General features: G+C 44.2%; 13 protein-coding genes. 7 read left to right on the plus strand and 6 right to left on the minus strand.

Annotated features, from left to right (window positions below; translation table 11 throughout):
- Positions 1-68 precede the first annotated feature (68 nt).
- A complete protein-coding gene (locus tag SHEWPOL2_RS12370) occupies positions 69-383 on the plus strand; it encodes a hypothetical protein (protein WP_037414024.1) in 315 nt (104 codons plus the stop codon).
- 6 nt (positions 384-389) lie between these two features.
- Here SHEWPOL2_RS12370 and SHEWPOL2_RS12375 read toward each other — a convergent pair whose 3' ends face one another.
- The gene (locus tag SHEWPOL2_RS12375; RefSeq protein ID WP_037428645.1) at positions 390-899 is read right to left on the minus strand and encodes a DUF4240 domain-containing protein; all 510 of its coding nucleotides are present in this window, start codon (positions 897-899) and stop codon (positions 390-392) included.
- A 123-nt stretch (positions 900-1,022) separates the two neighbouring features.
- On the opposite strand from SHEWPOL2_RS12375, the gene SHEWPOL2_RS12380 reads away from it, so the two are divergent.
- The 4 genes from SHEWPOL2_RS12380 (at position 1,023) to SHEWPOL2_RS12395 (ending at position 3,678) form a co-directional block, all read left to right on the plus strand.
- On the plus strand, positions 1,023-1,406 hold the full coding sequence (locus tag SHEWPOL2_RS12380; RefSeq protein WP_037428713.1) for a hypothetical protein: 384 nt from the start codon (positions 1,023-1,025) through the stop codon (positions 1,404-1,406).
- A gap of 73 nt (positions 1,407-1,479) precedes the next feature.
- Positions 1,480-2,277 (plus strand): response regulator, encoded by a 798-nt coding sequence (locus SHEWPOL2_RS12385; protein ID WP_037428647.1) that lies wholly within the window; start codon positions 1,480-1,482, stop codon positions 2,275-2,277.
- 96 nt (positions 2,278-2,373) lie between these two features.
- Positions 2,374-2,697: an HU family DNA-binding protein gene (locus tag SHEWPOL2_RS12390; protein WP_219848070.1), complete on the plus strand. Its 324-nt coding sequence runs from the start codon at positions 2,374-2,376 to the stop codon at positions 2,695-2,697.
- Positions 2,698-2,985: 288 nt separating this feature from the next.
- Positions 2,986-3,678, plus strand: coding sequence for a TorF family putative porin (locus SHEWPOL2_RS12395; protein ID WP_037428649.1), 693 nt, complete (start codon positions 2,986-2,988; stop codon positions 3,676-3,678).
- A 45-nt stretch (positions 3,679-3,723) separates the two neighbouring features.
- On the opposite strand, the gene rimK is transcribed toward SHEWPOL2_RS12395, so the two are convergent.
- The 4 genes from rimK to SHEWPOL2_RS12415 all read right to left on the minus strand — a co-directional run bounded on the left by rimK (position 3,724) and on the right by SHEWPOL2_RS12415 (position 9,095).
- On the minus strand, positions 3,724-4,629 hold the full coding sequence (rimK, locus tag SHEWPOL2_RS12400; protein ID WP_037414013.1) for a 30S ribosomal protein S6--L-glutamate ligase: 906 nt from the start codon (positions 4,627-4,629) through the stop codon (positions 3,724-3,726).
- Positions 4,630-4,779: 150 nt separating this feature from the next.
- Complete coding sequence (locus tag SHEWPOL2_RS12405) at positions 4,780-6,501, minus strand: GGDEF domain-containing response regulator (RefSeq protein ID WP_037428652.1); 1,722 nt, start codon at positions 6,499-6,501, stop codon at positions 4,780-4,782.
- Between the two features lie 9 nt (positions 6,502-6,510).
- Complete coding sequence (locus SHEWPOL2_RS12410) at positions 6,511-6,945, minus strand: response regulator (RefSeq protein ID WP_037428655.1); 435 nt, start codon at positions 6,943-6,945, stop codon at positions 6,511-6,513.
- Entirely contained in the window at positions 6,942-9,095 is a 2,154-nt protein-coding gene (locus tag SHEWPOL2_RS12415; RefSeq protein WP_037428657.1) for a CHASE domain-containing protein, read from the minus strand. The genes SHEWPOL2_RS12410 and SHEWPOL2_RS12415 overlap by 4 nt, the downstream gene beginning before the upstream one ends.
- Before the next feature lie 309 nt (positions 9,096-9,404).
- Between SHEWPOL2_RS12415 and SHEWPOL2_RS22740 the strand changes: the two genes are divergently transcribed.
- Both SHEWPOL2_RS22740 and SHEWPOL2_RS12425 read left to right on the plus strand, forming a co-directional pair.
- Complete coding sequence (locus SHEWPOL2_RS22740; RefSeq protein WP_011621344.1) at positions 9,405-9,581, plus strand: hypothetical protein; 177 nt, start codon at positions 9,405-9,407, stop codon at positions 9,579-9,581.
- A 502-nt stretch (positions 9,582-10,083) separates the two neighbouring features.
- Positions 10,084-11,439 (plus strand): flavohemoglobin expression-modulating QEGLA motif protein, encoded by a 1,356-nt coding sequence (locus tag SHEWPOL2_RS12425; protein WP_037428660.1) that lies wholly within the window; start codon positions 10,084-10,086, stop codon positions 11,437-11,439.
- Positions 11,440-11,483: 44 nt separating this feature from the next.
- Here the strand turns inward: SHEWPOL2_RS12425 and SHEWPOL2_RS12430 are convergent, their stop codons facing one another.
- Entirely contained in the window at positions 11,484-12,926 is a 1,443-nt protein-coding gene (locus tag SHEWPOL2_RS12430; RefSeq protein WP_037428663.1) for an MBL fold metallo-hydrolase, read from the minus strand.
- Positions 12,927-13,031 lie beyond the last annotated feature (105 nt).

Below are 13,031 nucleotides of genomic sequence, written 5' to 3' on the forward strand. Positions count from 1 at the left end.
CACGATGAAAGCCAAACGACGATTTAAAAACCAACCGAGTTCTGGTGATTTTAATTTGGAGTTTATCTATGAAGCTAAAAACGGCCCCCATACGCCATGCAGTGATAACAAAGTTTACCTTATGCACTCTGCTCACACTCAGCACACTGATCAGTTTATCTAGCCATGCAGCGACACTGACGGCCGAACAGCAACAAGCAGTAAAATCGCACTTCGATAAACTGGCCCAGTCACAGCAAGTTGCAGAGCAACGCCTGACTGAGCAGCTCGATCAAGAATTTACCCGCCAATTAGCACAGGAGGAGCATCAGTTCATGCGCCAAACGTGTACCCAATACGGCATGACCTTCGACGTTACCAGTAACGCATGTTTGCGCTCTTAGGGCGAATTAAAACGGAAAACGCGCACTAAGCTCAGGATATTGCTGTCTTAAGTCTTTGGGTTTAGTGCTAAATTTTTTGCCTACGGGAGTCGCTTTACCCGAAGGCATAAAAGGCAACTCTTTACCCGTTCGGTCTTCGTATAATTGCCCTGCAATAAGATCGTAATCTTCAATAAAGGGATAGGCATAACCATCCTTTTCTGGCCATGCAGTTAACTTCGCTAACGAATCAGGCTGGGCAATCACAGCCTCATAACTGGCTTGTCCAAGTGAAATCAGAAAAGCGCGAAATTCGGCAAAGGCATAATCAGAATCACACCCCGTAATGATATAAGCCGCCCCCCAAACCGACCATAAATAACTTCGGCGCATCTGTTGACCAAACAGCTTATCAAAGACTTTTAGCTCTTCATCACTCAGTTTACTCAGTTTCAGCTTTAATGCCTCAACCAAAGACTCTTGGGATTGCGCTGGTTCACTGCGGGTCACTAAGTCCCAAAATTCTACTTCTGTCATCACTTAACCTAATTTAATGCCCAAGCAAAGGCGTATTCTACATGATAATACGGTTATGCTGGACTCAGTTCGGGGCATTTCCTACACTTGCTCCACTTCACATTAGCCAGTAACCCTAACTTTATGCCTAAACGCCTAATCCTATTGATAACCCTTTATACTCTGTTTGCCATTGTTGCCCTATTACGGGCTGTCGCCACCACCTCCTTCGATTTGTTTACCTTAGGTGTATTACCCGTTTTGTTTGGCATACTGACACAAGCACCTTGGTCTAGCTTAGTGCTCAAAATTTATATTGGATTACAAACCTTAGGCCTGTCAGCACTTGGGGTTACTGCCATTATCGCCTATCAGATTACACCTCAAGACGTTAAAGTGGTGGTAGAGGGTCATAACATCCCGATGTTACCGCTGGTGCTGTCTATCATTGCCCTGCTATTAGTACAGTATTGGATCGCATTTTCACGGGTAACCCGTGATTATTTAACTGCAAAATTGAAAGCTTGATTTAATGTGTTGCGAAGCAGTTATTTCTCGCCTAAGTTAACGCCTTTCTAAAAAAGCCCAATAGCTTGTGACTATGACTCATTTATCGCCTAACGAATTATCGATGCTTATTATTGAGCCATCGGAAACCCAGCGCCGCATTATCATCAAGCGCTTACAGCAAGAAGGCATTGTTAGCATCGAAAATGCTGCCAATATTGAAGAGGCTAAAGGACTCATTGCTCGACACAAACCCGATCTCATTGCCAGTGCAATGCATTTTGAAGATGGAACAGCGACCGAGTTTTTGAACTACCTGCGCAGCAAAAGTGAATATAAAGATATTCAATTTATGCTGATCTCAAGTGAATGTCGCCGTGAACAATTGGAGATTTTCCGCCAGTCTGGCGTAGTCGCGATTCTGCCAAAACCTTTTAATGCCGAACACTTAGGCAAGGCGCTAAATGCGACCATCGATTTGCTCAGCCACGATGAACTCGACTTAAGCCACTTCGATGTGCACGATGTACGCGTGCTTGTGGTTGATGACAGTCGCATGGCACGTAATGTGATCAAGCGAACTATTGGTAATTTGGGGATAAAACTGATTACCGAAGCAGAAGATGGTGCGCAAGCCATTGAATTAATGCGTCATAATATGTTTGATTTAATTATCACTGATTACAATATGCCCAGCGTTGATGGACTGGCATTAACGCAATTTATCCGTAATGAAAGTCAACAATCCCACGTGCCTATTTTAATGGTCTCGTCTGAGGCTAACGATACACATTTAAGTAATGTATCTCAGGCTGGGGTGAATGCCCTGTGCGACAAGCCCTTCGAACCCAAATTGGTTAAGCAACTCTTATATCAGTTGCTCGAAGAATAAAACCTAAGTCACGAATGGCGCAAATACCCTCCAATTTTGTTACTTCGATGACACAAGCCCGCAGCAAAGGGCTTTCCAACGCTTTAACCTTGTGGCATGTTAGGCTCGCTGACTTACATAAATCTACGGAAAGAAGAGACAATAAAAATGAACAAAACTGAACTTATCGCCAAAATTGCAGAAAATGCCGATATCACTAAAGCTGAAGCAGCACGAGCATTGAAATCTTTCGAAGCGGCGATTACTGAATCAATGAAAAACGGTGACAAAATCTCTATCGTCGGATTTGGCTCCTTTGAAACAGCGACTCGTGCAGCTCGTACTGGTCGTAACCCACAAACGGGCAAAGAAATCCAGATCGCTGAAGCCACTGTGCCTAAGTTTAAAGCGGGTAAAACCTTGCGTGATAGTGTGAACTAATTCGCTCGACATTGATTTTATAAAACGCCTCCTCTGTGAGGCGTTTTTTTTCCCTCACGAAAGCATAAAAGATGATTTTTTGCACAAACACAGTGCGTCCACCGCTCCATTTTTGAGCACTTTAAAACATTTAATTAACATAAATTATGTAACCAGTTGTTTTTAAAGATGTTCAAATAATGGCATGTGATTAGCAACTCCCTTATCAGAAAAAACCATGATGCACCAATGCCGCCGTATTTAAGTGGCATGAGTGAATCGATAAATAAATCAATCGAGGGGATGAGTATGAGAAAATCACTGTACAGCGTTTTGGCATTATCGACGGGATTATTACTAACCACTAACGTCTTTGCGGCGGTATCCGGCAATATTGGCGGCACATCAAACTATCTATGGCGCGGAGTGACTCAAACCAATGATGCGGTGGCGATCCAAGGCGGTCTTGACTACAGTCATGACTCAGGATTTTATGCGGGTACGTGGGCATCAAATGTCGATTTTGGCAATGACACTAGCTACGAGTTAGACCTCTATGCTGGTTACGGTGGCAACATCACCGACGATCTCAGCTATGATTTTGGCTATCTCTATTATGCCTACCCCGATGCCGAAGGCAGCATCGATTTTGGTGAGCTCCACGGGGCTATTACCTGGAAGTGGGTCGAACTTAGTTATTCCCACGTGATCAATGCGGGTGATGACGTAGCGGCGGAACCACTCGATAACAAAGATATGAGTTATCTTGCCGCCACAGCATCTTTCCCTTTAACCGAGAAACTTAGCCTGTCATTCCACTATGGCTACTCCACAGGAGATGTGGTTGAAGCTTGGTTTGGTGAGGATAACTATGCCGATTACAACCTAACACTTAGTGCAGATACCAGCATGGGCACAGTCTCTTTTATGGTATCAGATACTGATCTGGCTGATGACGATGCTAAAATCGCTTTAGGTTACTCCTATAGCTTTGATTTATAAAATAAAGAACTAAGAAACACGCCGCGTTAATCGCGGCGTATTTTATTAAGCGATCACCGCCCGATTCGACTTACGTGCTAACACCATTTTCTCAATATATTCCACAATAGGCTCAGTTACCGAAATACCCGTAGTTTGCTCAATACCTTCGATACCGGGAGCTGAGTTCACCTCAAGGATCAACGGGCCACGATTCGAACGTAAAATATCCACGCCTGCAACGACTAATCCCATCGCTTTAACAGCGGCAACGGCCATCTTGCGCTCTTCTGGCGTAATTTTCACTTTTTCACCACAGCCGCCTAAGTGTAAGTTTGAACGAAAATCGCCCTCTGGCCCCTGACGCTTCATCGAGGCCACCACTTTATCACCCACCACAAAACAACGAATATCACTGCCGTTGGACTCTTGAATATACTCTTGCACCAAAATATTGGCTTTGAGCCCTAAAAAGGCTTCAATCACGCTCTCAGCGGCGGTTTTCGTTTCCGCTAATACCACCCCAATCCCCTGCGTACCTTCGAGTAACTTGATCACTAAAGGAGCACCGCCCACCATATTAATGAGATCAGGAATATCATTGGGTTTATTGGCAAATCCAGTGATAGGCATACCAATGCCTTTGCGTGAAAGTAATTGCAGAGCACGTAACTTATCCCGCGAGCGTGCTATCGAAATTGAATCGTTGGCGGCAAATACACCCATCATTTCAAACTGGCGCACCACTGCGCAGCCATAAAAGGTCACACTGGCATGAATACGCGGAATAATGGCATCAAACCCTGTTAATTCTTCTCCCTGATAATGAATGCTAGGTTTAACGGAATTAATATTCATGTAGCAATTCAAGGTATTAATCACCACAGCCTCATGACCACGGCTTTCGCAGGCGGCCACTAAACGTCGGGTGGAATACAATTCTGGAAACTGAGATAAAATACCGATTTTCATTACTAAATGACCAAATTAAACACAGTGATTGAAGCTCTGAGCACATTGCATCAGAAAGGGGCGCTGATATTTGTCTATTGCTCAGTGTAAAGCAAGAAAATATTCCTCACCAGACGAAAACCTAAGCCTTAGTCAAACGTAAGATAATCTTCACAATTTAGTGACTAACGGTGTAATGAACCTTGCTTCAAATTCGCTTGCCTCTAGAGGACGAGAAAAGAAGTATCCCTGTAATAGATTGCAGTGCCTTACTGTACAAAACTCCGCTTGCTCGAGGGTTTCAATTCCCTCGGCAACAGAGGTGACGTTAAAGCCATAGGCAAAGTTAAGCAACGCTGTGAGTAAACGAGTGTCCTTTTCGTCCTTATCGTAGGAAGCAATAAAACTTTTATCGATTTTTAACACGCTGATGGGGAACAACTTTATATGTTCAAGGGATGAAAATCCGGTACCAAAATCGTCCAACGCAAATCGCACTCCAAGTTGGGCTATTTTATCGAGGATCTTGGCATGTTCGTGGGGTTCTTCAATCAAACAGTTTTCAGTAATTTCCAACTCAAGTGCACTGGGCGCTAGCCCTGTCACGTTAAGAACATGGGCGATTTTCTCATATAAGTTGATATGCCCAATTTGAGATGCAGATAAGTTCACTGCAATGGTAAAGCGATGCCCTGTTGATGCTAATTGGCTCAGCCAATATTGGGCCTGTCGGCAGGCTTCATACAATACCCAGTCACCGATTTCTTCCATTAACCCAATTTCTTCCGCTATGGGCAGAAATTGGTCCGGAGAAATCAAACCATCTTCGGGATGCTGCCAACGAATTAACGCCTCCATTCCCACCATATGGTGTGTTTGCGCGTCAACTTGCACCTGATAATAAACCTTAAACTGATTCTGCCTTAAGGCCATTTTTAAGCTGGACTCGATATGATTGCGGTAGCGGACTTCTTTATCTAGCGCCTCGGAATAAAACTGGATCTGATTGCGCCCCATTTTCTTAGCACGATACATGGCGATATCGGCGCATTTCATTAACTCAGAGCTATCGGAGGCGGCTTCATTATAAAATGCCACGCCAATACTGGCGCCAATCATCACATCGTTATCTCCAAGGCAAAACACTTCTTCAAAAGCTTTAAGTAGACGGTTAGCCACTATCATGGGGAAATATTTGTAGTCATTGTCAGTCACTAACACCACAAATTCATCCCCGCCTAAACGAGCAATGACGTCACCATCCCGTAACACGGCACTGAGTCTAGATGCGACTTTCACCAACAAAATATCACCAGTCTGGTGACCTAACGTGTCATTAATCGCTTTAAAATCATCAAGATCAAGTAAAATCACGGCTAAAAAATCATTACTGCGTTTTGCTCTTGCAATGGCGCGATTTAAACACAGCTCAAATCCATAACGATTCATCAACTTGGTGAGTGAATCGTGCTCCGCCAGTTCTTTCAGTTTCTGATGGCTATTTCGTAGGGCAAGTGCCATTGAGGCGCGCTGTTTAGCGTAACGAATTGAACGACTCAGGATTCTTGAGTTAACTTCATCTTTAAGTAAGAAATCTTGGGCACCTAACTCAATACAACGCTGAGCGAGTTTTTCATCTTCGTAACGGCTCAACATCACCACCACAGTTTGATCTTGAGTCATAGAATTGAGCTTGATAAGCACTTCTAAGCCATTAGCATCGGGCAATAGGTAATCGAGTAGAATCCCGTCAAAATGACGCTCCAAGGCAAGATTCAATCCATCAAAAGCACAGTTTGCCTCAACCACATTAAAAGCTAACTTGGACTGTCGTAGCGCTCGAATAATAGCGGTTCTATCAACTTCATCATCATCGATAAGTAGTAAATCCATATACACATCCTATACGCTTGGAAGCTCAACGATGCGCCAGTAGCCTTCCAACATATTAAAAATATTGTGGAAACCATCTTTAATATCTGTTTTAACCATGTAACCAGCCACATGGTGACGGTAGGCTCTCATCCGATCTTCATCGGTACTAGAAGTCGTCAGCATAAACACAACGGAAGAAGACAACGTCGGATCAGAACGAATATGTTCAAGAAATTCAAAACCATTCATTCTGGGCATATTGAGATCGAGCAAGATCAAGTATGACCCCTTGATAGCGTTGGTATGCGTCAGAATTGAAAGTGCTTCAAGCCCGTCCCTCGCTCGCACAAGAGGATTAAGCAAACGCAGTTGCTTCATCGACCTCTGCACCGCCATATAATCCACATCATCATCATCAACTAACAGAATGGTCACTTGTTTATAGTCATGGCTATTACTCATACCGCCTCCTTGTTGACTATGTGCATCGGCCAGCTAAACCTAAAGCAACAACCTCGCCCCGCTGATTCAAGTAGAATTTCTCCCCCTAGACTTTCAACCGTCTTTTTGACAAGCGACAATCCCAAACCGCTTCCCTCGACTTCATCTCTTGGTCTAAGAGTTTGAAACATTTCAAATACTTTCTGGTGAAACGGGGCAGAAATTCCAGGTCCATCATCAATCACGCTAAACCAGTAATAGTGGCCTTTTGTTTCACATTGCACCTTAAGTACACCACCACCTCTATCATGGTGTTTAATGGCATTGCTAATTAAATTCCGAACGACTAGTTCTAAGAGCGTTTTAACCGTTTTAAATCGTGGAAAATTACCTTCGATGACCAATTCAAATCCCTGAGGCGGAGCGACCAAAGCGAACATATCTTCGACCAGTTGTCGACAATCAGTGTCAACCATTTCAATATCAACACGCCCAATGCGTGAAAACGTTAACAACCCGTCGAGTAATAACACCATTCTCTGGATACGATTCTGAATTAAACCTAAGTATTTTTGGACATTTTCATTAGTGTTATCAGCAAGATCTTCACTTAACCAATGGGTTAGTTGCTCAATACCTCTGAGGGGCGACTTCAAGTCATGGGAAGCAATATAGGCAAATCTATCTAGCTCTTGATTAATACGCTCCAACTCTGTCGTATGCTCGATACGCTGCGCTTCAATCCGCTTACGTTCAGAAATATTATTGATCGTCGTTAAAATGTAGATCCCATTACTAAAGTGAATAGGAGTTAATCCGACCTCGATCGCCAAACGTGTACCATCTTTGCAGCAACCAAACAGATCATCCCGCATCGACATATTCTTCGCGATGGGATGAAGCAGGTAATGAGATAGATGCTTTTTATGAATTTCCCTAAGCGATTCAGGTAGTAACATATTAATTGAACGTCCAAGTAACTCCTCCCTCGTATAACCAAAAAGCCTTTCGGCATGGGTATTGACTAAGGTAATCGCGCCTGTTTTATCAACCATAAACAGTGCACTCGGAGAAGCCTCGATGACTAGACGAAAGCGTTTTTCATTGGCAATTAATTCGGCGGTTAACATTGACTCTTGGTAACGGTTACGAGCCATACTGATCACTGCATAAAGTAAGGCAAGAATAAAGGCGCAGCCAATCACTTGCAGCCACATACTTTGGGTTTGCTCTGCAATTGAAATAAAGCGCGACTCAGAAGAAACATCTATTCGCCAAACTTGCCCTTCCATGTTTTCTAGTTTTGATTGATAAAAAACATCCTTCGGAGAGGGAAGCGCTTTGTGGGAACTAAACATTAAACTGGCATGATTTGCCTCTGAACCATCATAAATGGCAAGTTTTAGACCGGAAAAACGTTTTCCCATAATGCCCTGCATTAAATTATCCATCCGAAAAGGTGCGTAAACCACACCTATCGCTTGCTGTAGACGTTCCGCTTCTGTCACGGGTTGACCATGATAAAAAGGAACATACATCAATACACCAGCCTGAGAATTATCGGGTGTTTCCTGCACTAAGGTAACTTTGCCAGACACCTTAACTTGTCCCGAAGCAATAGCGTTTAGAATTGCAGTGCGACGAGTTGATTCGGAACACATGTCAAAACCAAATGCCCGTTGATTTCGCCAGTCGAATGGTTCTAAATATTTGATAACACAGTAAAGCTCTCTATTACCTGTGGGAGTGACGCGAAAATCAGTAAATCCCTCCTCTCGGACTTGCTGGGTAAATTGATCCAAGATAGTAGGCGTAACTAACTCAGCATAACCAATACCTTGAATTCCTGGGTAATAATCAGATAAACGAGCATTGGTTACATAGGTATGCCACTCACTGCGGGTGACGCCGTTGGAGGACAAAAAAAGCCCTACTCCACCACGTAAAACTTGCTCATAGGCCGTCATTCTTCGGGTAACGGCTTCGGACAAATCCTGCACATTATTATTAAACCGCTCTTCGCCTCGATCTCTTAAATATTCCTCTAAAACAAACCAAGAAATACCCATAAAAGTCAGCGCGGCAAATAACATCAGCCAACTTGAACGAATCACACTAACGAAAAAACTTTTTGGGGGGCCGAAAGATTCAGGAAAACGGTCCGTGTCCATATTAGCTTCCCTAGCAAAGTTACATTTGAGTGTCTTCCCCAAGTGTTGTTCGATTTTTATGCAAATTCAAGTTTATCCGACTATTTAAGTAGGACTTAACATCAATATAAAAAGAAAGTGTTATGCGCTAAATCACAAAATTCAGCAAAAACTTAAATAGCCTTAACTCCCCTAAAAATCCAGTAATGCCATAGGAGTAACACACTGTCGTATGGGAAAAAAAATTTGCGTTTATGAGTAAAATTTTTTGCTTTTCTGCCACACTCTTTTTAGATAGAAAGGCGTTAGGAACAACATGAGGAATTCGTTATGGCTCATATTACTGAAGTCGTGCCCAACGATACTGAAATTGAGGCAATGACCACCCCTAGAAATAGCAAAGCAGCAGAGGCAATGCAGCATAAGCGTGAAATCAAGAAACGCTTAGAAGATTATCTCGAACGTGCCGAATTACGACGCGCATTAGGAGATGATGACTTTTTCTAAACTTCCTACTCCCATAAGGCATTATGGTCGTTTAAGTTCACGACTGTTATCCAAACCTTCACCCAGCTCCTTGGGGCTGGGTGCAAACGTTAACACTGATTTACCAAGCCGACTTTTCCTCATTTTATAAACCTGTGTCAGCCTAGTTTTATCAGCTACCGTTAAATCGACACAACCAACACATGCACTGCTGCATCGTTTCTCAAATAGCACAGTGCAGCCATAATCATCTCACACAGACTTTATAACCTTTTAGCATAAGCTAATTAGTCTTCATCTCATTGGGATAACACAATATTTAACAGTTACTTGCATAAAAAATCTTCGCCATTTTCAGGCTAAAACAATTCATATTGCACCAAAATGATTCACTAAATCGATAGCAGATAAGATGCTTAATCGATAAAATTTAATTGTTCTGGGTAAGAAACCTATAAAAACAACGACTTTACCGCTATGATTGAACTAATTTTAGCGCCTAAGTAGCAACAGGATTTCGGGAATGTCAGAGTCATTAGCCCAGTACCAAGAAGATTTACGTCGCTTTTCCGATGAGCTGATCCGCATTCAAACCCCGATCAAGATTTTAGATGCCATCAAATGGCCGCGGGAAATGGAGGAGCGTTTTCTTTCTAGTAAAGGCACGGTTCTGCCAGCAATTACACAGGATTTTTATCAAAAAATTGCTCTGCCCTTCGATCCCGTAAAAACACAGACTGAATTACTTTCGCTCAAACAAGACATTCATCGACGTTTAGGCAAAAAAGACAAGCTGGGCAAGATATTAGTCGCTAACGTAGACCAGTATCGTCTGGTGGTCGATATGCTGGGTCATCGAGGGACCCCTGTCTTTGGTCAGCTTAGCCAAGAACTCTACGGCAGCGCCAGCCACAGATTACATGGCGATCGCCACACTCTGCGCCAATTGGGCGATAAACTCAGTTATATCTTCTCATTGCCCGCTGCGCGGCATATGAATAAGCATCACCCTAAAATCATCAGTGCCCCCGAAGCCGTGAATGTGCTGAGCCAGCGATTGGAAAAATACTTCCATAGCGATGATATGCGGGTGCGTTTGAGTGACGGGATTGTGTCTGACGCCGCAGTGGGAGGCGATACGGTCAAACTCAATAGTAAGGCCATGTTCAGCGAGTCAGATCTCAATGTGTACGAAGTGCATGAAGGTTGGGTGCATGTCGGCACCACACTGAATGGTCGTGCTCAACCCCATGCTACTTGGCTCAGCGTCGGCTCTCCCCGCGTGGCAGCCACCCAAGAAGGCCTTGCCGTTTTACTCGAAATGCTCACTCTGAGCTCAAACCCCGGCCGCGCCCGCCGCATTAGCGATCGTGTCGCTGCGGTAGATATGGCGGAAAATGGGGCAAACTTTATTGAAGTATTTAACTATTTTAGAGAGTTAAATCTTAGCGCTAAGGACAGTTATCGAGTCACACAAAGGGTGTTTCGTGGCGGCATGGTCGAAGGCGGCAGCTTTTTTACCAAAGATATTTCCTATGTGCGTGGTTATGTCGAAAACATCAACTTTATCCGCAGCGCTATCACATCGGGCTTACCCGAACTGATCCCTATGCTGTTTTTAGGCAAACTCGCCATTGAGGATATTCCCGTTCTCTATCAAGCCTGCCAAGAAGGCATAATTACGCCGCCAAAATATTTACCGCCCATGTTCGACAACTTTAGCGGCTTGTATGCTTGGTTTGGTTTCGCCTCAGGATTGGCAGGTATCGATTTGAAAGGGGTGCAACGTCACTTCACTCGCCTATTTAAAGATGTGCCTAGTATCGATCCAAGCTTAGAGTTATTCGACGATACAGAGTTTGATAATAACTCGGACTAATAAAGTCATTTTGCCACAGCCCTCTTCGGGCTGTGGCCTATCGCTTAAGTTGTTATCCACATCAGTTTGGGTAAGGCGTTCAAATCCAACTTATCGCCACGGGTGGCAATAGCCAGTGCCTTAGGTTTAGTTTTCGGATCTTGATTCATGACGGTCACTAATCCCTGTTGTGCTTGGGCCTCGCCATGCACTAGCACTAAAGGTGGTTGATCTTCAAAGTGCCGATACCAACGTAGCAACTCTGCCTGATCCGCATGGGCCGATAAGCCTCCGACGGTATGTAACTTGGCGGCAACTTTGACGCTATTACCATGGATAGTGAGCTCCTCAGCGCCATCGACCAAGGCTCGTCCAGGCGTGCCAAGCGCTTGGAAACCACAGATAATCACATCACATTCTGGCCGCCACAGATTATGTTCCAAATGACTACGGATACGGCCACCATTACACATGCCGCTACCCGCAATAATGATCAAGCCCTGATGCACATCGTTTAATGCGATAGACTCTTCAGTAGTTTGAATAAATTCGACATTCGATAGTAAGGGATGTTGCCCCGGGTGCTGGCGAGTAAAACGCTTAAAATCATCATCCATTAACGGATAGTTATTAACATATACCCGTGTTGCCTCAATCGCCATTGGACTATCGAGGCAGACTTTCCAGCGAGATAAATCCCAATCTTTAGCATATAAATGAAATAGATATAAAAGCTCCTGCGCTCGCCCCACAGAGAAGGCTGGCAAAAGAATATTACCGCGGCTCTCGGTGACAGCCTTAGCAAAAATCGCCTTTAATTCGGCCAGAGTATCAGTCCAGCTTCGGTGGAAACGATCGCCGTAGGTGCTTTCCATTAACACTAAATCTGCGGTGTCGACTAAGGTGGGATTACGTAATATCGGCATACCCGCCCGGCCAAGATCACCACTAAAGACGATTTTCTTCTGGGACTTACCTTCGCCTAACCATAACTCGACTAAGGCAGAACCTAAAATATGCCCCGCATCTGAGAGGCAAATATCCACATGGGGAATAACCTGAGTCACTTGGCCGTATTCCAGCGACACAAATTGACTAATGGCCTGTTCGGCATCTTCGACGGTGAACAGTGGCTCTAGGGGGTCAAGATCATGTTTAGCACGCTTTTTATTGGTTCTTTCGGTGTCGCGCACTTGCAGCATTGCCGCATCTTTAAGCATGATCGCGCACAGCTCTGCTGTGGCTTTATGGGTGTAGATTGGCCCATCAAAACCCGCTTTGACTAAGAGAGGTAAACGCCCTGAATGGTCGATATGGGCATGGCTGAGCACAACAGCGGAAATAGACTCAGGGTCGAAGGCGAAGGGCTCATGATTACGCAATTCATCCGCTTTACCACCTTGGATTAAACCACAATCGAGTAATAAGTGTTCATGATCGACCGAGAGCAAATGGCATGAGCCGGTCACTTCCTCTGTCGCCCCTAAAAACTGCAGTGTCATCCGCATGGTGTGCCTCCAACGTGATTACCTCGTATAAAGCTAGACTATGCCCTTATTCCTAAAACAAAAAGCAATAATTAGTCGCATGCGAGCAATGTCAACTTTTGCCGT

It is taken from the genome of Shewanella sp. POL2 (assembly GCF_000282755.1).
Lineage (GTDB): Bacteria > Pseudomonadota > Gammaproteobacteria > Enterobacterales > Shewanellaceae > Shewanella > Shewanella xiamenensis.